The sequence below is a fragment of the Candidatus Eremiobacterota bacterium genome (genome assembly GCA_031082125.1).
Taxonomy (GTDB): Bacteria; Vulcanimicrobiota; CADAWZ01; order CADAWZ01; family Ess09-12; genus Ess09-12.
Genome location: JAVHLM010000020.1, coordinates 100,166 through 120,934 on the forward strand (window position 1 = coordinate 100,166; position 20,769 = coordinate 120,934).

16 protein-coding genes are annotated in these 20,769 nt (G+C 55.2%); 8 read left to right on the top strand and 8 right to left on the bottom strand.

Translation table 11 applies throughout. The features are described from left to right. Positions 1–103: 103 nt before the first annotated feature. Together RDV48_20440 and RDV48_20445 are read right to left on the bottom strand one after the other, a co-directional pair. Positions 104–319, bottom strand: coding sequence for a hypothetical protein (locus RDV48_20440; GenBank protein MDQ7825182.1), 216 nt, complete (start codon positions 317–319; stop codon positions 104–106). A gap of 4 nt (positions 320–323) precedes the next feature. After that, on the bottom strand, positions 324–794 hold the full coding sequence (locus RDV48_20445) for a nucleotidyl transferase AbiEii/AbiGii toxin family protein (GenBank protein ID MDQ7825183.1): 471 nt from the start codon (positions 792–794) through the stop codon (positions 324–326). A gap of 220 nt (positions 795–1,014) precedes the next feature. Between RDV48_20445 and RDV48_20450 the strand changes: the two genes are divergently transcribed. The 3 genes from RDV48_20450 to RDV48_20460 all read left to right on the top strand — a co-directional run bounded on the left by RDV48_20450 (position 1,015) and on the right by RDV48_20460 (position 7,166). After that, a complete protein-coding gene (locus tag RDV48_20450; GenBank protein ID MDQ7825184.1) occupies positions 1,015–2,319 on the top strand; it encodes a GAF domain-containing sensor histidine kinase in 1,305 nt (434 codons plus the stop codon). Positions 2,320–2,322: 3 nt separating this feature from the next. Further along, complete coding sequence (locus RDV48_20455) at positions 2,323–4,869, top strand: response regulator (protein ID MDQ7825185.1); 2,547 nt, start codon at positions 2,323–2,325, stop codon at positions 4,867–4,869. A 113-nt stretch (positions 4,870–4,982) separates the two neighbouring features. After that, positions 4,983–7,166 (top strand): S8 family serine peptidase, encoded by a 2,184-nt coding sequence (locus RDV48_20460; GenBank protein MDQ7825186.1) that lies wholly within the window; start codon positions 4,983–4,985, stop codon positions 7,164–7,166. 19 nt (positions 7,167–7,185) lie between these two features. On the opposite strand, the gene RDV48_20465 is transcribed toward RDV48_20460, so the two are convergent. From RDV48_20465 to RDV48_20475, 3 genes are all read right to left on the bottom strand, one after another. Next, positions 7,186–7,893 carry a hypothetical protein gene (locus RDV48_20465; protein MDQ7825187.1) on the bottom strand — a complete coding sequence of 236 codons (708 nt, stop codon included), beginning with the start codon at positions 7,891–7,893 and terminating at the stop codon, positions 7,186–7,188. A 103-nt stretch (positions 7,894–7,996) separates the two neighbouring features. Next, complete coding sequence (locus RDV48_20470) at positions 7,997–9,562, bottom strand: protein kinase (protein ID MDQ7825188.1); 1,566 nt, start codon at positions 9,560–9,562, stop codon at positions 7,997–7,999. 314 nt (positions 9,563–9,876) lie between these two features. After that, on the bottom strand, positions 9,877–10,725 hold the full coding sequence (locus RDV48_20475) for a PilZ domain-containing protein (GenBank protein MDQ7825189.1): 849 nt from the start codon (positions 10,723–10,725) through the stop codon (positions 9,877–9,879). Between the two features lie 421 nt (positions 10,726–11,146). Between RDV48_20475 and RDV48_20480 the strand changes: the two genes are divergently transcribed. Together RDV48_20480 and RDV48_20485 are read left to right on the top strand one after the other, a co-directional pair. Further along, positions 11,147–12,829: a hypothetical protein gene (locus RDV48_20480; protein MDQ7825190.1), complete on the top strand. Its 1,683-nt coding sequence runs from the start codon at positions 11,147–11,149 to the stop codon at positions 12,827–12,829. Then, positions 12,807–13,211, top strand: coding sequence for a prepilin-type N-terminal cleavage/methylation domain-containing protein (locus RDV48_20485; GenBank protein MDQ7825191.1), 405 nt, complete (start codon positions 12,807–12,809; stop codon positions 13,209–13,211). Before RDV48_20480 ends, RDV48_20485 begins: the two co-directional genes overlap by 23 nt. 109 nt (positions 13,212–13,320) lie before the next feature. On the opposite strand, the gene RDV48_20490 is transcribed toward RDV48_20485, so the two are convergent. Then, on the bottom strand, positions 13,321–15,318 hold the full coding sequence (locus tag RDV48_20490) for an ankyrin repeat domain-containing protein (protein ID MDQ7825192.1): 1,998 nt from the start codon (positions 15,316–15,318) through the stop codon (positions 13,321–13,323). 111 nt (positions 15,319–15,429) lie between these two features. On the opposite strand from RDV48_20490, the gene RDV48_20495 reads away from it, so the two are divergent. Further along, complete coding sequence (locus RDV48_20495) at positions 15,430–15,984, top strand: hypothetical protein (GenBank protein ID MDQ7825193.1); 555 nt, start codon at positions 15,430–15,432, stop codon at positions 15,982–15,984. Here RDV48_20495 and RDV48_20500 read toward each other — a convergent pair. Together RDV48_20500 and RDV48_20505 are read right to left on the bottom strand one after the other, a co-directional pair. After that, complete coding sequence (locus RDV48_20500; GenBank protein ID MDQ7825194.1) at positions 15,981–17,597, bottom strand: type II secretion system F family protein; 1,617 nt, start codon at positions 17,595–17,597, stop codon at positions 15,981–15,983. The two genes, RDV48_20495 and RDV48_20500, sit on opposite strands and share 4 nt — an antisense overlap. Before the next feature lie 65 nt (positions 17,598–17,662). Further along, positions 17,663–17,938 (bottom strand): hypothetical protein, encoded by a 276-nt coding sequence (locus RDV48_20505; GenBank protein ID MDQ7825195.1) that lies wholly within the window; start codon positions 17,936–17,938, stop codon positions 17,663–17,665. Positions 17,939–18,041: 103 nt separating this feature from the next. Between RDV48_20505 and RDV48_20510 the strand changes: the two genes are divergently transcribed. Further along, positions 18,042–20,408 (top strand): HNH endonuclease signature motif containing protein, encoded by a 2,367-nt coding sequence (locus tag RDV48_20510; protein ID MDQ7825196.1) that lies wholly within the window; start codon positions 18,042–18,044, stop codon positions 20,406–20,408. A 134-nt stretch (positions 20,409–20,542) separates the two neighbouring features. Next, a complete protein-coding gene (locus tag RDV48_20515; GenBank protein ID MDQ7825197.1) occupies positions 20,543–20,767 on the top strand; it encodes a hypothetical protein in 225 nt (74 codons plus the stop codon). The last annotated feature ends 2 nt before the right edge of the window (positions 20,768–20,769 follow it).

Below are 20,769 nucleotides of genomic sequence, written 5' to 3' on the forward strand. Positions count from 1 at the left end.
ATGGGCATGGCATGAGCCAAAGGAAGCTCTCGATAAGGCCCTCCCGCGCCCGGCGGAGTGCGGGGAAAGATGATCCGGGCCGCGCAGTGATAAAGGCAATGAGTCACTCTGCTGTTCTGCGGAGTGCCCGGGATTTTCTCTCGTCCTCTGCCTCTTCAATGGAATGATATTTCTTCACGCCTCTCACAGGAGAAGGGAGGGGGGACAGGCGCGCGAGTGACCAGGCTGCCTGGATGCGACGCACAAGGGAGGGATCATCCGGCTCCAGCCACATCGCCCTCTGGGCTTCTTCGTGACTCTTGAAGCGCCATATCGTCATATCCTCACTCCTCCTCGATATGAAACTTCTCACGGAGAAGCTCCGCATCGACGCGGTCCTGGCTTCGAATCGTCCCGCGTTTCATTCGGTACAGTGTCAGGGGAGTGGCTACCCGGACTCTCACCCCTTCAAGGCTCCGCTCCTCTGCCACAATATCATCAAAGCCCAGCGCTTCTCCGAGCCTGGAGAGGATATCGATGACATAGTCACAGGAAGGCGGGCCATATCGAACCACAGGATATTCTCCGGCCAGATCCTGCTCGGTGATGCCTTCTATTTCCGGATCATCGAAGACGCTTCGCAGCGCCTCTTTGAGCCGCCGGACATTGACAGGGTCGGGCCGGATGAAAAGGTCAATATCGCCGGTGGCGCGGACAATTCCCTGGAGGGCCATGGCGACTGCTCCCACGAGAACATATTCCACATCATGTTTCTGGAGAGCGGCGGCGATTTTCAGGAACTCCTGGATCTCCATATCATTCTGCCTCCTGAGTGAAGGAAAGGAAACTGGATCCCGGCGCCCCGTCCTTCGCAGATAGTATACAAGAAATTTCGGGAAAAGTCTAGAAATTTCACGGAGAAGGACAGCGAAAAGGTCTCTGCAATGCCTCCAACGATAGATGATCTTCTCAAGCTCTGCCCCCAATTCATGCCCATGAGAGGAGTGGTGAAGGCACAGAGAGAAAGCTCAATTCATGGCCGGGCAGAAAAATCCCACTGATCCAGGAAGCACCGGTGACGACCGTCACTTCGAGCTTGTCATTCAGGCGAGCGAGATCCTCACCTCTTCACCCGATATCAAAGAGATACTTGACCGCCTCATGGACCAGGTGCTCACCGTCATCAACGCCCAGGCCGGCTACGTGCTCATGAGGAGAGACGACGGCGGCGACTGGCAGTTTTATGCTGCCCGCTCCCGTGAAAAAGGAGAGATCCCCCCGGAAAAAATAATGATCAGCAGGAGCGTCGTCAACCAGGCGGTCTTGTCGGGAGAGCCCGTCATCACCACCGATGCCCTCCATGACCAGAGGTTCGAGGGAAAGACAAGCATAGGCCTTTATGGGCTCAAGTCGGTGCTCTGCGTCCCCCTTGTAATCCAGGGAGAAGCCCGGGGCGTCATCTATGCCGACAACCCTGTTGAAACCGCCGTATTCGGGCCCAGGGACACCGCGCTCCTCCTGTCCATAGCGCGCCAGGCGGCAATCGCCATGGAAAACGCCGGGCTTTACGAAAAAATGAAGACCATCCATGAGGAAAGCATGGAAAAGGCCAGGAGGGAACTGCAGGAGACCCAGGCCCGGCTCTTCCAGGCTTCGAAAATGGCCGCCGTGGGCGAGCTTGCCGCAGGCGTGGCCCATGAAATCAACAATCCCCTCGGGGCCATCGAAGTCACCATATCGGCGATGCAGAGCCATGGCGGTGATGAGAAGCTCATGGGCCGCCTTGACAATGTAATGCGGGCCATCCTTCGCTGCAAGTCCATAATCAGCAAGCTCCTCGCCTTCTCCCGCCCCTCCGGCGGCCCCGTCACGAGGACAGGCATTGCCGACCTTATCGGGAACACCCTCCCGCTCTTCGACCTGGCCCTTCAGAAGGAACGCATCAAGATCCGCCTGGATATTGAGCAAGGCCTCTTCGTGCGAGCCGACGGGGGAGAGCTTGCCCAGGCCATCACCAATATAATTCTCAATGCCCGTGACGCCATGGCCTCCCTTGAGACGGGAGCGCGCCGTGAAATAGCCATCTGCGCTTACTCACGGGGGGAAATGGTCTCTTTGGAGATTGGCGACACAGGGACGGGCATGAGCGAAGAGGTGATGGAGCGCGCCTTTGAGCCCTTTTTCACCACGAAGAAACCAGGGGAGGGAACGGGCCTCGGCCTTGCCCTGGCCTTCCAGATAGTAAAGAAGCATGGCGGATCCATAGAGCTTGCCTCAAGGGCCGGTGAGGGGACCAGGGTCAAGATGGACTTTCCTGCAGACGAAGAACACGTGAGGTGACCTGTGGCCGAGAGGATCCTGATTGTTGACGACGATGAGTTCATGCGCACAAGCCTCAAAACGGAGCTTGAAGAGGAGGGCTTTGACGTGGCCCTCGCGGTGAACGGGACACAGGCCGTCACCCTTGCAAGGGAAGGCCATTTTGACCTCATACTCTGCGACGTGCGGATGCCCGATATAGACGGGATAGAGACCATTACGGCCATCAGGGAGGCCAATCCCTCGGCGCGGGTAATCTTTATCACGGCTTATGCAAGCGCCGACACCCCTGTTTCCGCCTTGAGGCTCAGGGTCGATGATTACCTGATGAAGCCCTTCTCTTTCAGCGAGCTTCTCAGCAGCATCAAGGCGGCCCTTGTGCGCCTGCGGCAGAAGGAGAGCTTTATCGACGGCGTGGCGCGGTACTGCGGAAGCTTCATGAAGATAATAAGGGGCGTCCTCTTCGAGAGCAAGATATCCCACCTCCAGGGCCATGCCGAGCATGTAGCCCGCTTTTCTCTCAGGATAGGCCGCCACCTCGGCCTCTCACCCCTCAGGATGCAGAATCTTTACCTTGCGGCCCTCCTTCACGACATAGGCTACGTGGAGCTCCACCCCTCGCTCATGGAGAAAAGGGAGTTCGAGGAGCGCGACAGGGAGCTTGTCAAGAATCACCCTGTCTTTGCCCGCGAGCTTCTCGCCCCCTTCAGGGAGCTCAGGGAAGTGGCCACCATAATTTACTGCCACCATGAGCGCTGGGACGGAAAGGGCTATCCCCAGGGACTCAGCGGAGAGCAGATCCCCGTCGAGTCGAGGATCATCGCCATCGCCGAAGCCTATGACAGCCTCACCAGCGCCAGGCCCCACAGGGAAAAGCTTGATATGGCAGGGGCAGTCAGCCACATTGAAAGGGAGAGCGGGAAGGCCTTTGACGGCACGATTGTCGAAACGGCAAAAAAAATACTGGCCTCCACTGAGAAAGATGACATCGAGGTGCTTCCTGTGGCGAACGAAAAGCACGACGGCCGCATCTCAGCCCTGCTCACCCTGGCTGAGCTTTACCTGGAGGCAGGCGATTACGGGACTGCCCGGGAGGCTTTCAGCAATGCGAAGGAGCTCATCAATGAAGGCGCTTCTGAAGAGCTCTACGCAAGGGCTGAGATGGGTATGAGCGATCTGCTTTCACGGCAGGGCAGGCACGAAGAAGCGCTCGCCATGGCACTGGATCTTCTTGATTACACGGCGCAAAGATCCCTCCAGCTCCTCCAAGCCCTTGCAATTATCAGGGCCTCGGCCCTCAGGATGGAGCTGGGCCGCTATGACGAGGTGGAAAAAGACCTGCTCCTCGCCCTGAAAGTCCTCACCCTCTGGGAATCGGCCCCTGGAAAGTGCCAGGCGGAGCTTCTCCTCACGGCCCTCTACGCGCTGGGCGGCGAAAGGGATTCCAGGAAATTCGAGGAGCATCTTTGCCTTTTTGTTGCCTCGCCTTCAGCCGGTCAGTGCTTCAAGGCTTTCACCCGTTATGAAGCCCTCATCCATGCGATATTGAAGCGCTCCATGGAAAAGGACGCATATCTTGTGGAGATCACAGCCCTTCTTGCCAAGGCGCCGGGAGCGGCGATGAAAGTGCTTGAGAGCCTTTCAGAGGACCGCGACTTTCTGGTGAGAGAGAGGGCCGGAATGATCCTTGGGAAGCTTTCGGCACATCAGCCTGCCGGGCTCCCTGCAGGGAAAGAATCACCTCAGAAGCCTGCGGATACCGGAGAGAAGGCCTCTGCGGCCTCTCCCCGGGCACCGGCGGGCCACCTCCTGAAAGTATTTCTTTTCGGAGCCTTCAGGGTCTCGGCAGGCGCCGCCTTCATTGAGAGCGGGGTCTGGATCACCCAGAAGACCAGGAGCCTTTTCGCCTTTCTTGCCTCGAGGCTCGGCGAGGAAGTCCACGAGGAGAAGCTCATCGATCTTTTCTGGCTCGAGGGAGGCAAGGACCCCCGCCATTCTCTTCACAACAGCGTCTCTACCATAAGGAAGCTTGTCACCGCCCATCTCGGCGGGCAGGGACGGTCTGTCATCATCCACAGGCAGTCCACCTATTGCCTTAACGCCAGGCTTGTCGATTTCGTGGACTATATAAGCTTCAACGACAGCTATCACCGGGGGATGGCCCTTCTCAAGGAAGGCTGCCATGAGGAAGCCATCGCCGCGCTTCAGAAAGCCGAGGGCCTTTATACCGGCGACTTCCTGGAGAGTTCCTATGACGAATGGAGCGACGAGGTGAGGCTGATGGCGCGGAACAGGCACATAGAGCTTCTCTTCACCCTGGGGAAATACTTTGCCGATAAGCAGAAATACGAGGTAGGCATCGGGTATTTCAGAAAGATCCTCACTGTTGACAATATCTGCGAGGACGCTTACTGGGGCATCATGGTCTCCTCCATCGGCCTCAAGAACGAGAACGAGGCGATCCGCTCCTACCAGCAATGCGCGAAAGTGCTGAAGAGAGAGATGGACCTGCCCCCCCCCTCGAAGCTCACCGAGCTTTACCTCTCCCTTATCGACAGGAAGCCCTCCTGAGGCTCACGCCATCAGAAGCTCCGTCCCGCTCCATGAGAAATCTCCAGGACTTGAGCATTCCTTGAGCGCTCCTTGAGCGGTTCCTGTTATACTATGAAGCAGGGAAAATTCCCGTGCCCGATAGATTGAAAGGGGGCTACGGCATGCTTATCAGGAACATGCTCGCACATATCGGCTATGGCAGGGAGCTGGAGAAGAAAAGCCCGCCTGCGGTGGAAAAGGACGCTGAAAGAGAAAAGAGCCTTAGAGCGGAGCCTCAGGACACACTGGAGACGTCAGCGGAGCTTGAACGCGGCCAGGGCGGAGGCGTGCCTTCGGCTGATTCAGTGAAAGCCTATATGACTGCGTTGAAAGCCGCTTACTGCATGAAGGAAGCCGCGGCGCAGCGGACGGAAATGGCTGCCCCTCAGGGCAGGCCCCTTTCCAATGAAGAGAAGAAAGTCATAGCGATGACGGAGTCGAAGGAAAGTGATTCCGAAGAGCTCAAGGCGCTCAAGAGGGACTACAGGGCTGCTTATCTTGATGCAGGCAAAGAGCTCGGCTCCGCACAGGAAGATGCAAAACAGGGAAACTGCGTGAGGGAAGACGGGTCGCGGCAGGAGGTCACCCGGCTTGAGAACGGCACTACCCAGGTGAAGATTACCGCAAAGGACGGGAGCGAGAAGATGGTGCAGTTCAACCCTGAATTTCCCGGGAGCGTGCTCATCACCAGAAAAGAGCCTCCCCATAGTGATGAATCGGGAAACAAGGTGCCTGGAAAGGAATCCCAGGTCCTGCGGAGGGGATCGATACTCACCACGGGCCCCGGTCAACATGGCTCCGTAACGGGGAAAGGTGACACTGTGGTTTACAGGCCTGATGCCATTGGGAATCCCGAGAGGATCGAGTACCTCAATAATGAGGGAACCAGAAATCCCTTCGCCATGCGATATTCCCATGTGGAGGGCAGAGACGGCAGGTTTGTGAAGGAAGAGCTCTGCCAGGAGAAAATGCCTGAAGAGGAGAAGAAAAAGAGCCTGCTGGAGGCAGAGAAGGGCGACGAGATCCCCCATATCCGCAGGAATATACACCAGAACGGCGACTACCGCGACCCGTCGGGAAGAAGGCTCGACGGCACGGGCCAGACTGTCGCAGTGCTTGAGGCAGACTGTGATGATTTCTCAGGGCGTCTCGGCTCCCATGCGCAGATGGTCATGGACACCATGAACTCGGAAGGGACAGGCGTCGCTCCCGGTGCAAAGGGGGCAGCCTTTGAGCACAGGTCTGACGATAATTCGTCACTGCTGCCGGGATTCAGCTCGTCGCGCAGGCCTCCCGAAACCATGGCGATCCCCGACAATAAAGAAGCCTTGACCAAAGAGCTGGATAAGGCCATGCGCTTTGATAAACGCATCGTCCCCGACCTGGAGAGAATCCTTGATGCGCAGAAAAAAGGCGCCGGGATAAGTGTCCTTGACATGTCATTTGGAGAAGGACCCAACAGGTTAATGGACCAGGTGCTGAGCCTTCTCAACGTGAGCGATCCTTCCAATAATGAGCGCTATGCCCGCCCGGAGCTCAGAAAAGCCATCCTCGGCGAAAGCGCCAATAATCTTCCCACCAGGGAAGCTCTTGAAAAAGACCCCGCAGGCGTCTACCGGAAAGAAAGGCTTGCCGAAGAGATGACAAAGGTGGCCGCCTTTGTCAGGGGGCGCATGGAAGGGCCCGGGAGCGGCTTCCAGCAGGCTCTCGGTGAATACCGCAAGGCCGTATCACGACTTGCTGAAGCCGGTGTCACCATAGTGGCGTCGGCAGGCAATGATCAGCAGAAAGCTCCCAAAGGCTCTTCCTGTATCGAGGAGGGCCTGCCCCCGTGGGATTCAGTATGTCCCGGCGCTTCCCTGAGCTATTTCGGCTGGAGCCCCGACGTGATAACCGTTGCCGCCACAGACAGCCGGGCCACGGCGGGCAAATATGGCGATGACACGGTTTCGGATTTTTCCTCACATGGTGAGGGCCAGGGCGGCTGGAATCCTACCGTCGCGGCACCGGGAGTAAACGTGAAAACGAATATCAAGGGAGAAACCACCGAGGGGACTTCTTTCTCCGCTCCCTATGTGGCGGGTATCGTGGCCCTCATGAAACAGGCCGATCCCGCTCTTTCAAACGCCGAGGTGATAGATATTCTGAAAAAGACGGCAATAGATATCGCTCCAGGAATATCCGCCGACGGCGCAGGCGAGGTGGATCCTGAAGCGGCGGTAAGAGAAGCCCTCAGAAGAGCGGGGAGGCTGCCGCAGGCGGCAGGAGGCCGGTAAAAAACCTGGATGAGAATGCTCATTGTCTCATGAATGCCTGGTAATCATCATTGAACCCTTCCTTGTTTGAATAGGTATATCGGGTTCTGTTTCTCAAGTTGTCGCATGTGAGAGTATAATTTGCCGCGGCGGCATCTCTTTCATAGGCAAGGTCGGGAACGGGGATCTTCCTGCTCCTGTAAAAAGCCTTGTCATCCCTGGTGAGATGGGGAGCATAGTCGGGCAGCCTGTCCAGATACCCCGGCAGAAGCTCCGTGAGAGCCCCGGGATAGCTTCCTTTGTTATCGGCCGCGTATTTTTCCATTGCATCACCGATTTTTTTGAGGTCCGTTTGAAAGGGAGCGCTGCAGAATTGCGCTTGAATGCTGAATGGATGGGGGATGGAAGAAGGAAACTGCCAGATTAAGGCAGCAAGAAGAGCTGCAAGGAGCACGAGACCTGTCCCCCTGAGGGCGACTTTTCCCCGGATGAGCCCCAGGCCCTCATGACGGTTTAAAACCCTTACGGTCACTATGAAGAGCATGAGCAGAAGCGTCGAAGTGAGCCCGAACCCGCCTTCTCCCACGATGTATGAATCTTCCGGCATCGGCGCCTGGAAAATACCCAGGAACCCCGCGAGGCCGAGATCGATGGCGAAGAGCATCTTCTGATAGATCAGGAGGTAATCCAGAGCCATGAGCAGGAGTATCAATCCTGTGAAGACATAGTGCTTGACGGGTAATACCATTACCCCGGGAATTCTTCAGCCATAGGCAAGCCCATGGAGGGAGAAGTAGAATGCGCCTATGAAAAGGAAGATCTGCAGCAGCTTTTTCATATATCCTCCTTGCCTATGACCTTGAAAGCTTGACGGGAGAAAGCTTCTGGTGCAGTGCGGCAAAATAATTCCTTATGAGGTCCCGGATAGATATCTTTATCTGCAGAATCTGCAGGAGAGATCGAGAGAGTGCCGTCACAAGAGCAATTATGGCAGCCCACTTGAGAAAGAGCACAGGCTCCGTGGGCCCGGTGAAATACGCAGGTGTTGCCAGCTTCAAATATATCGCTGCACCGACAAAGACTGCCTGCCAGGCGTCAGGGTGCTGCGCCGGTCCCTGGAGAAGCTCTCTGGCCTCCAGAAGCTCCCGCTTTACCTCTTCCGTGGTACGGTACCTGGAGGAGGGATTTTTCTCAAGGCATTTCATCAGGATACGCTCGAGCTTCCGTGGCACCTGCCTGTTGAGTGTCCGCAGGGGAGGAAATTTGAAATAGAACTGCTGGGGGTCTTCCAGGGTGAGGAGGTAATAGAGGGTCGCTCCCCAGGCATAAATATCGGAGCGCTCATCGGTCTGCCCTGTGCCGTACTGCTCGGGGGGGGAAAATCCCGGCGTGCCGTAAATAAAGGTGTCTTTCTCCTTTGAGGGGTCCACGTGGCGGGCGATGCCGAAATCGATGAGCTTCAGTTTTCCTTTTTCGGAGACAAGCACGTTGTCGGGCTTCAGATCCCTGTAAATGAGGGGCGCCTGTTCCCTGGTATGCAGGTATGAAAGGATCTCCAGAAGTCCTTCCCCCAGATCGATTACCCGGCCCGCCTCCAGGGGTCTGCCCTCTTCCCGCACGAGGTCGGAAAGCGTCTTCCCTGAAACATATTCCATCACTATATGAGGCCGCCCTCCCTCGGTGAAAAAGTCAACAGCCTTGGGGATGGAGGGATGATTCAGTGCCAGGAGAAAAGACTTTTCACGCTCGAAGAGTGCCTCTGATTCATGCTTTTCCGCAAGGCCAAATCCTGCGAGGTCAATTTCCTTGACCACCCAGTGCACTGTCTCGCGGGGAAAGCTCATATCCCTCACCCGGAACGCGGTGCCGGCGGCTCCCTGTCCCACCACTGCCTCTATCATATAGCGGTTGTTGAGGATCTCTCCCGCCCTGGCGGTGGCGGGATCTTTATGAGCCGCCTTTTCGACAGTGCCTGCACAGGCACCCTGCAGGAAGCACTTCCGATCCAGGTAGAGAAGGATGCACAGGATACTGTGTGCCAGCAGTAAAAGGGGATTGAAGGAGCTTCGTGAAAAACCGTTAATCAGCACTCCCAGAATGAAAAGCACTATCAAAGAAACGAACGCGAATTGAACAATGCTGCGGTCTTCTTTCCTTGCCTTCATGGCGGTGTCAAATGAAAAGTACGCGATCAGTGAGAAAACCGGGATGATGAATAAAAAAATCCCGAGCCCGGCGATTCCGGCAGAATAGGGGCCAGGTGAGAACCATGTCTGGACAATGAAAATCACGGCGTACAGCATATACAGAGAAATGGTGATTCCATAAGTGAAGAACATCATGAAAGCAAAGAGGTAGAGAGGACTGATTTTAGGCAGCACTTTTGGTCTTGCCGGCGGGTTGAATCTTCTTTCCATGGCTTTCTCCTCTGTAAAAGTGTTTCTGTACCCTACTATGCCCAGAAATATTTTTTTCAGACACTTTTATGCTTTTTCACCAGGGAATGCTCATGGCTTCCGCCCATCAGGAGGTTGACCGAAAAGGCATCTGATGGTATGATCTGCCTGGATAAAGGCCAGGATTCCAATCCATTGCCAGTGCATCAAAGAGGAAATAGTCTGTCCCCATTGTATGATTGGGGTCCGGGGGGTCCCGGTGATTGACGAGTCCGGGCCGCCGGAGCGGGAGAACTGACAAGTGCCCCCTTCAGAAGAGAGCGCAGCCATAAATCCTAGAAATCAATCGTAAAGTCTTCCAGGACAGGGGTGACTCGGGGAGCAGCCTTGGCTCCGGGAGCAGTTTTGACCTGGAGGAACCGGTTCATGAACTCTAAAAGACGAAGCCTGTTCTGCTCGGAAAGCTCCGTGAATCCGAACCATCCCTTGTCGCGGCCCGTGGGAAGATCCCCCCGGAACTCATAGGTCACCTTTTCTTCCAGAGGGGGCCTGCCGGCCTCAAGGTCACACCGCAGGATCAATGCCTCGCCGGAGGGAAGAAGGTAATCCGTGGTAATCTCCATCCCCTCAAGACTTATTGTCAGCAGGAAGGCATAAAAGCTCTCCCATCTGCCATCTTTCTTGCACTGGAAACTGAGCTGCCTGTTCGGGTGGATTATCTTCTGAGAGGTGTCTATGGAGTATTTCGTCATGAACTGCTCAATATTCTCCCGGGTCAGCTTCTCCTGCACAATGACCCGCAGTCCCACCGCGTTCATATAACCGAGGACCTTCTTCTGCCATATCACTTCGGAGGTGAGCTCAACAGGCTCAGGAATGAAAAGCTTCATCAAAAAGGGCCTGTCATCAGGCAAATCAATGTCAGTGATGACTTTCAGCCCCTGATTGCTTATATCTATCACATAAATATAGCCTTTTATCACCCTGTCCGCGTGGATCTCCGCTAAAAAGGTCTTATTGAGAATAATCTTTTTCCTGTCTTCTTTTCTCCGCTCCGTGTAGTCCCAGTCTTCCTTCTCCGTCAGCTCATCCAGGCTTTTCTCAACTTCCCTGATGCTCCTGGAGAATTCTTCCGCCTGCATGCCGGCAGCATCCTGACCATCTTCGAAATTCATTGTACTCATGGCTGCATCTCTCCCACTGGTTATACTCCAGAGCATATCTGACTGGAATTGAATTCTCTCTCATCTATTCACTATTCCTCCATAGCGTTTTTTTTGCGCATGATGTGCCGATGATGCACTGATTTCTGCCGGTCAGCTCGTCTGCGAGCTTTCCCGCTCTGCCTGCCGGGCTTGCGATCACCGGGGGAATTGCCGCCCGAACAAGGAAAAGCTTTTCATGCCATGAAGCATGAGCTCCATGGGCTCTCATGGATATTCAAGGGGAGAAAGCCTGGTCCCTCTCTGCGGCCGGTTCTGGCGCCTGGTTTGCCTGCCTTGCTCAATGCTCACAGATTGTTGTATAATTATATCTGACCCATCATTGCACAGGTCTGTGCCCGGAAGCCTCAAAAAGACAGATTATCAACGAGAGGAGCGGACCATGAGACACCGGCAGAATGGCTCAGGCATTGCACTCCCCATGGCACTCTTCATCGTGATGGTGCTTTTTGCCCTCATTACCATGACGGTGGTGCTGGTCAATCAGAACATTCAGTTCACGCGGTATTCTCACCTGAAGACGAGAGCGCAGTATATTGCACAGGCAGCAGTCAACCAGGCCCTCAAGGCAATGTCCGACAACTCCTCATGGGAGCCGTCGCATACCGGCGAGGCCAGTGCCTACAGCGAAGACACCGCTTCCGACGAGCGCCTGAAAGCCTGGATCATTCCTCACCCGACAAAACCCGATCTCCTCTATGTGCATGGCCAGGGAATCATAAACCCCGGAAGCTCCCATGCAGTCATTCAGAACTATGAGACAGTGGTCAGAAAGGCTGCAAGCAACAGCGGCATCGTATATGCCTGCAGCAATCTTAACGGCGCCGACATGATCTATTACAGGCAGCAGGGAGGGGACTGGAAGACGCTCCCGCCTGCACCAAAGATGTACTATAACGAGAACTTCACCCTGCAGCAGACCACCCCTTCAGGCCTGGGAGATTTTGCCGACAATATGAAATGTCTCTGCGGGGACAGCCAGGGCAACCTCTATGCCCTCTCCGACCGGTCCGGAGGTACCGCAATCTATAAATACAGCCTGAGCAGCAATAAATGGACTGCCGTCAAACCACCCAGCCAATACCAATACAACCTCTTCGGCATTGTGACGCAGTCCAGCGCCCCTGTCAAATCACTCTCCGATCTTGCCACCGATGGAAAAGACACCCTCTATGCCGTTCATCACAGCCTGCTGGGAACAGATACCCTGTATCGCTGCGACCTGACGACAGGCAAATGGGAAGTGCTCCCTCCGACAAGGAAGGCCTATTACCAGAATGACGGCCAGCTCACTATTGAAGATATCATCGGGGGAGACCTGAAGGATATCACGGCCGATAAATCGGGCAATCTCTATGGCCGGTATTCGGCACTTACCCTTGAGGCAGGCTTTGAAGTCGGTGTCTCCAACACCGTATATAAATACAGTGCACAGGACAGGAAGTGGCATGTCCTCCCGTCGGTTCCCGTAAGCTATTACACCATCGCAAACGGCGCAGTCTCTCTCTTTACCGACCCTTCGCAGAAAACGGGCAGGATAAAAAGCCTGGCAGTGAGCAGGGACGGCACTCTCTATGGAAGATATGCGCGGGAAGGCGTGGACACGCTCTACCGCTTCACCTCATCGGGCGATACCGAACAGGGCGGCGTGCTGAATGGCCTGTGGAGCACCTTGCCCCCGCCCTCCAAGGTGCTCTATGATTTTCTGAACACACCGCCGACCTATTACTCCGATGGAACTGAAGAGGAGCCCCCGAATCCCGATTTCGATAAAACAGCCATCGATGTGAACGGCACACTTTACATGCGGTATCATAAGAAAGGAGAGACCGATACGATATACTCATACCAGGAAGGCAAGGAATCGGCGTTCGAAGAGCTTCCTGCCATCCCGGTGAGCCGGTACGAGTGGGACAGCACCTCGGATCCCCCTCAGTGTAAAGCCGTCTCTAAAAATGACAGCGCGGGGAATCCCTGCACCGAGAACAATATCGACGATCTTGCCGCCGGGGGAAGCACCGCTGAGGGAGGAGGCTACACCTATGTGGTCGTCTCTCATTACTAGGAGAAGACAAAGGGCATTCACGCTTGCAGAGATTATGGTGTCCCTTCTCTTTCTCTCCATTGCGCTCCTCGGCCTGGTGAGCTCGCAGATCTATTCCCTCAGGGCATCAGGCGGAAACAGGGGGCGCCACTACGCGAGCCTTCTGGCCGGGCGCATCATGAACGAGAAGAAAGAGGTCGCGAAGACGGACTTTTCAAAAGCGCTGCAGCAGGATACAACGCCCGTCGCAGGCGAGGAAGGCTATTCGTACAGGGTGATCGAAGAATTGAAATCATCGGATTTCAAGAAGATCACCGTCACTGTTTACTGGCGGGAAGACAGCCTGGTCTGCGAGTACTCGCTCTGGACCTATTTCTATAAAGGCACCGATATCTCATCGTAAGGGCGCTCATATCCAAAGCATCACACAAGCCCTCAACACAGGTGCCTCTCTCTTTCCCCGCCCTGAAGTGACGGTCTTGCTGAGGGATTTTCAAGGCACGACAATGAGCTTATTTTTTTCCTCCCGCCTTTCTCAGGTAATCGGCAGCCTCTTTTTTTCCCCCGCCTTCTGCGACCGCGAGGGGAGTTTCCCCCGCATTATCACGGGCATTTACCTCGGCCTTGCGGGCAATAAGCACCTTTATGACCTCCAGAGAACCGCAGGAGGATGCTGAATGGAGGGGAGTCCAGCCATCATGTGCCTTTTGATTTACCTTCGCGCCCTTCTCGATGAGCACATCCGCAATTTTGCCCCAGTCTTTCCATCCTGCCACGTGAAGCGCCGTCGCTCCTCTATGGTCCTGGGCCTGAGGATCGGCGCCTTTTTCAAGAAGAAGCTTCACCACGTCAATATGGCCGCACCATGTGGCCTGCATCAGTGCCGTTGATTTCTTGCGGGACTCCCGCGCGTCAATCCGGGCTCCGTGGGAGAGAAGATATGAGACTCCTTCAGGGTTGTTCATCACAGAGGCAACTACAATGGGCGGAGCACCATTCCTATTTGCCTTGTCTACCTCAGCGCCCTTTGATATCAGGAGATCTGCAATATCCCAGTGCCTGTTTCTTATTGCCATGCATAGAGCATCACTGCCGCCTTTATTCTCCGCAGAGATATCGGCTCCCCTCGTGATAAGAAGCGCAGCTACCTCCTCACGCCCCTGGTCGGATGCGCCCATAAGCGCGGTATCGCCGTCTGCAGTTTCCTTGTTGATATCGGCTCCGGAGGAAATGAGCGCCTCGACAATGTCTTTATACCCGTAATAAGAAGCAATATACAGGGGAAAAATACCCTGCCCGGTGATTGTTGCATTGACATTGGCTCTGTGCTGCAGCAGAAGTTTGGTCATTTCAAGGTTGTTTCTGTGCACTGCGCAGTGAAGCGGCAGATTTCCATTTTTGTCTTTCGTATTCACCAGGGAAGCATTCGAGGCGAGGATTTGCCTGACTTCCTGCACGTCTCCTTTCACTACCGCGGAGAAAAAATCGGGAGGAGGCGACTGCGGGTTGAAGGACGCGAATAACCTGCTCAGCACATACATAATAAAAATAACGCCGATCACTTTTTTGACGTTTTTCATGGATGGTGAATATGGCGTGACGGGCACCGCCGGCGAAGGAGAGGCCGGTGAAGACGACACGGTGAGAGCATCTGGAGGCTCATTGAGGCTTCTCAATGCGTTTCTCAACTCTTCCATGCTCTGAGGCCTTTTCGCGGGATCGAGCTCAAGGCATTGGCAAAGTATATTTTCAAGCGCCGGCGAGACATTTTTATTGATTGATCTCACAGGGGGTATCTTGAAGGCGAAATGTGCGAGGTCCTCACCTGTGAGGAGATGATATACCGTAGCTCCCAGGGCATAGATATCGCTTCTTGGACTTGATTGAGCGGTGCCGTATTGCTCAGGGGCAGAAAAGCCGGGTGTCCCGAGCAGGGCGGTGTCTTTTTCCTTCTGAGGATTAAAGAACCGTGCAATTCCAAAATCAACGAGAATCACTCTTCCCCTGGGGGTCACCATGATGTTGTCAGGCTTCAGATCCCTGAAGATAATGGGTTTTGGGTCCTGGCAGTGGAGGTATTCCAGAATATTGCATATCTTTAAAGCTATGCTTACCGCTGCTTCTTCATCGAGGGGCGTCTCCTTGCTCAATGCTGCCAGAGTCTTTCCCTCAATGTGCTCCATGACAATATAGTGGCATGGTCCCATGGAGAACGAGTCTATGACCTTGGGTATGCCGGTATGGTTTAATGCCCGGAGAATCCGGGCTTCCCGCTCAAAGCGCTCAACGGCTTCAGTGCGCTCTCCGCTCTCAAGGCTTCCTTCCCGCACTTCTTTGAGCGCCCACTGAGTGGAGTGTGCCGTGATGTCATCCACAAGGTATACCACGCCATAAGCGCCCTGCCCGAGGACACCCGCTATCATATAGCGTTTCCTCAGGATTTCACCTTCTTCAAGCATGCCATATTCTTCAGCCATGCCTTGATTATACCATGAAACTGCCTCGAACATGAATCTTTATCCCGGATCCCCACGGCCTCCGCTCAAAGGCGCCGGGACAGGATACGACGCCGGCAGCAGGTGAAGGAGGTTTTTCGTACGCGGTAAGCCAACTACACGGGTATGCACAAAAACTTTCAACACCGCCGGGATACCAGAGGCCTGTCCCTTGTCGAGCTTCTTGTCTCGATTGCCCTGTTTCTCTCGGTGGTGGTCTTTGTGACGCTGACCCACCGGACAGGGAGCCAGGCATTTCAGAAAAGCCGGATTGACAGCGACGTTTACCGAATGGCCATGCTTGCGGCAGAGCACATGAAAAAAGAGCTCCACGGGGCAAAGGTCAACAGCGTGACCGATGATGAAGTGCACTATCTCATCCCTCAGCTCGAAAACGGCCATGTCAAGGTCGCTGATGATGGAAGAATCGCCTTTAATACAGGCGAAGCGGTGCTTTCAGTCGGCGAAAGGCATGGAGTCAGGTACCTGATCCGCACGCAGAACGGCATTGAAACAAGGATTGCCGGCCTGGGGAACTCCGGCTCCGCCACCTTTTCAATGCCTTCAACCCACGTCCTGCAGGCGGAGATCAGGGCCGAGGTGACGGAGGCCGGCATAAAAGTGAAGGAAAGCAGCTATAAAGTGGTGACGAGCTTCTTCCTCCTCAACCAGAACAATTAAACGGCCCTCACGAGCTGAAAGATGGGGAGAAAGGCAGCCAGCACGATAAATCCCACCACGAAGCCCATGAACAACAGCATGAGGGGCTCGAGGACTTTCATAAAATCACTGACGGCGAGCTCGTTCTGCACATCCTGTAGATCGGCGTATTGAACCAGCATTGCCACCACTTCGCCTGATTCCTCGCCTGCAGCGATCATGGTGCCCATGATGCGGGGGAAGAACCCGCTCTCGGCCATCGCTTCGGTGAGCGTGCTGCCCTGGTTCTTCAGCACATATACCATCTGATCAATTGCTTCGTCGAGGCGGTAGTAGCCCGTTGAATCGCTTCCCAGCACCTGTAATGCCGATACGAGAGTGCTGCTTCCCGAGAGAAGCATTGCAAGCGAGCGGGAGAATCTCGTCAGGAGCGGATAGAGAAAGAGCCCTTTCAACAATGGCGCTTCATAGAGCAGCATCTGGCCGCAGGCCCTTCCCACCGGCGTCCTGAAATACGGCACCACGAGCATTGCAGCTGCTGCGATGAAGATTGTCCCATAGATGAAAGGCCTTCTGTCATGCATGAGCTGCATCAGAAGTGCCGTCGCCCGGGGAGTTTCAGCACCGCTGCCTGCAAAGGCGACCATGAAGTTCGGAAGCATGTAAAAGACAAGAAATGCCACCATGAGGAGCGAAAAAGCAAGGATGCACATCGGATAGACAAGAGCCTGTGTCATCTGTGCCCGTTTCTGCTCTTCCCGCGAGAGATACGATGATAATTCCGACATCGACTCTGCCAGCCGTCCCGTATGCTCACTCATCTTCACCATATTGATCATAAGCGGGCTGAAGGTCCCGCGTTTTTTTGACAGAGCTTCTGAAAGGGAGTGGCCCTGCTCAACGAGCAGCAAAATGTCACGGGTTAAAGAGCTGAGACGTCTGTCCGAGGTGGAAGCTATGGTATTCAGCGCGGCAATGGCGGGAATTCCTGCTTTCAGCAGGATGGCGAACTGCAGGGTGAAGATGATCGCCGAGCGCAGCGGAAGCGGCCCTTCCGGGCTCTTTTTCAGGCCGGCGCCCCTTTTAATCCCGGATTTATGCTGATGCTTTTCCTGAGCCCCGCCCGATGAAGCCCTTGTCTGCCCTTTATGCCCCGGCAGTGCAGGGTCATCTTTTCTCCCGGACGGGCCGTCATGGCGGCTTTTCCCTTTCAGAATGGACTCTGTTCTTCTTCTCTGCTCTTCAATTCTCTTCAGTATATCCTTGCGGACATCGGGCACGGAATAGAGATGGTGAAAAAAGGCATCTCTGCCGCACACGCACAGCGTGGCGTCATCCTCGGCCCTTATCGACAGCTTCCGCTCCGAAGGGGCCACCAGCATCAACGCGCCGAAATAGTCAGGCGCCTCAAGAATGGTGGTCTTCACCTCGATGCCCCGGTATTCCACCCAGAGGGAGACCCTTCCTGAAACCAGGAATACAAAGCTCCTGCCATCTGCTCCCTCACTGATCGCGCTGCCTGCGGGATATGCAACAATTCCGGCACCTCTTACAAGCTCATCGAGAGTGTCGCCCCGTAGAAAGGAGATCTGCTTCAGCGCCTTGAGCTTCGCCTTTACCTCTTCTGCATTCATTTAACAGCTTCCACCCTGTTTATCAAGCGGCATGGGGTATATACTATAGCTTTTTCCCCCGCCGGTCAAAGTTCCTGCCGCCATGACGATCCAATGAGCGACTGGCTGAATGTGCGCTCATTGAAACAATGACCACTCTCGGGGTTCTGCTTTTTTCCCGGCCTCACCGCTGCCCGGGAGCGGATAATCCTGCGGGATAACGGCATGAATTTTTCAAAATAGTTTTCAAGAGGCTTATCGCTTTGAGGGTCCTCACAGAATGGCCGGCAGGGCCTGAAACAGGCGCCTCCGCCTTCCCGGAGGGCCATCAGGTCATTTTTGCCGTTTTTTTCTCTCTCCATGCAATGGCGGGGCACCCTGCGATGGCTTTAAAAGCCCTTCAATATGAGCTTTTCTTGGGGTGGTCCTTTTGCTTTTTATCTCTCAATATGGTATCATTATTACATGGATACGTTTGAGACCCACACCATTCACTCATTGTTCCTGCCCGATGAAGAGGAGCTTCTTTACCTCGCGGATCCCTGCTGTCTTCAGGACCACGAGGACCTTCTGCTCCTCCCCGAGCCCTATGAGCTTCCCGGGGAAGCCCTCTGGAAAGCTGAACGCCTGGTAAAGATCACCAGGGAAGGGCTCATTCCCGAAGCGGAAAAGCTCACGGAGGATATCTCCTGGGGACCCCCCATCTCCACTATCAGCAGTGATGAGCGGGCAGCCCGCATAGATTTCACCCTCTGTGAGGCAGTCAGAGGCCGCCTCGCGCTTGATCTGGTTCTTGGCGGCCTTCTTGTGAATCTCAAAAAGAAAGGAGTGGATCTTTTAGGGTATCGCTCCATCGGTTCTTTTGCCGTGGAGCACCTCTCGTTCTCGGGGCGCACCGCATCGGAGCTGATGCGCAACTTTGAGCTTCTCAGCAGCCTTCCTCTCACCAGGGAGGCATATCTCCAGGGGAAAATTGCCAGGAGCGCTCTCAGGCATCTTTTAAGACTCGTCACGCCTGAGAACGAGGCGGAGTGGCTTGGCATAGCGCAGAAGCTCTCGATAAGCGCCCTGGAGCGCGAAGTAAAAAAGGCGCTTGCCGGGGGGAAGGAGCCTGCCGCCCAGATGGCGGGAAACTGCGGGATGGAGCCTGATGCCCAGGGAGCGCCTGATGAGGGCCTCATGATGTATCTCAGCGTCTCCCCCACCCTTGCCCTCACCTGGGATTTCGCCCTTTCCTTTTTCCGCGACAAGGAGCACTACGACGGGCCCCTCGCGGGATTCATCGAGGCGCTTCTCGCCAACTTCCTGGCATCACGGAAACCGGCTCCATCGCCTCTTGATGACAAGGGAAGCCTCCCCTTGTTTTACCGGGCGCCTTTCATGACCCGAGAGCAGAGAGCCCGTCTCATAGGCGATGAAGAGGCAGTGCAGGAGAACGGCAGCGATGGAAAGGGGGGCACTGATGATCCCTGGGAATCGCCGTGGGATATCTTTTTCCCTTCCTGGCTTTACGGGGAGAAAGACGGGGAGCCAGTGAGAGCCCTTGCCGCGAGGCTCATCAGAGCCGCGATGATCCGCCAGAGGCTTGACGTGGCCACAGGGATGCTCCTCAGGGCGATGCAGGTGAGATCGCTCTTCACCGGCTTCGGCTATGAATCCGTCGAGGAATACGCCCAGGAGCGGTGCGGTTTTTCAATGGCACAGACCCGCCAGTTCATAAGGCTTGCCAATGGGTTCCACCGCCACTCTCTCACCGAAAAGGCCTTCATGAGCGGCACCATCACCAGGGAGCAGGCCCGCCTCATTCTTCCCCTGGTGAATTCTAAAAACGAGGAAGCCTGGATAGCTTATGCCGCAGGCGTGCCCACGGCGGACCTCAGGGAAGAGGCGGAGCGCATCGCCCGGATCATCGAATACGACAGCTTCGTGCCGATACAATATACCCTTCTTCCCGGCTTCCGCTATATCACCGACGAGAGATACCACGAGCTTTCCTTTGAGGTGCGGGACATCATCAGGACCGGGTCCTGGTATGGCGGGCCATCGCCTGTATCATCGTGGCCTCTCCCCGAGGATGACGAGGCATCCCTGGTAACGCGGGACAGGCGCTTTGATGAGCCCTGGAAGCATTTCAGCGATGTCGCTGAAATGCTCTCCTGCGAGGCCCAGATTAAAATTGAAAAAATTTCCGTGCTGTGTGCGGGGCATCTCGATAAAGCCAGGCAGATCTGCGCCATCCCCCAGGGCGCCAGTCCCGAAGAGACCTTCCTGGTGGACATCCTCTCGGCAAAGGACCCCTCACAGGCGGCAGGGAGCTCCATGATGATAAAATTCTTTCTCCCCAAAGAGCTTTATAACCTGTGGAACACCGCCGCCATGAATTTTCTGCACCTCACTGCGCAGTCAGAGGCCACCCGGACTGATCCAACCCGGCATGTTCTCAGCCAGCCTTTCGAGGCCCCTGTCCTCCCGGAAGAGAGATTCCTCGCCGCCCTTCTTGCCGATTATCTTTCCACCGAGGGGAAGATCCAGAAGGCTGCCCATCACCACAGGATCCTGAAGCGTGACCGGTTCCGCTGCCAGACTCCAGGCTGCCGCTGCAGGCGAAATTTGCATGTGCACCACATCATCAGGCGATCTCAGGGCGGCACCGATGACCCCTGGAACCTCATCGTGCTCTGCGAGGCCTGCCACCTCCACCTGCTTCACGGCCTCCGGACCATCACCATCAGGGGTGAAGCTCCTCACAACCTCACCTTCACCTTCGGCGCCCTCTCTGACGGCGAGCCTTTCCTGGTCTATGAAAAGGGCTTGAAGGCCCTGCCTGCCTGACAGCAAGAGGCAGGGGAAAGCCCCGCTTGATCATCTCACTCTGGAAATTTCAGTATCAATATTTTTTTCCCCTGAAACATTTTGCCCCCTTGCCGGGTAGTCATACCAGAGAAAAGGGAAAGGCAGAAAAAAAGATGAAGGTAGTAAAAATAATCGCGATACTGATGATAGCTGCAGTGCTGCTCGCGATGGTCACCAGCTCAGCTCTTTCAGTCGAGGAAAAATGTATCAGGTGCGACGGGAAAAAGGACTGTCAGGTGTGCAGCGGAAGCGGGAAGAATCTCAGCGGGAATGATTGCTCAATGTGCAGCGGAACGGGCAAATGTTACTACTGTAATGGCACGGGGAAGAAAAGCTGACA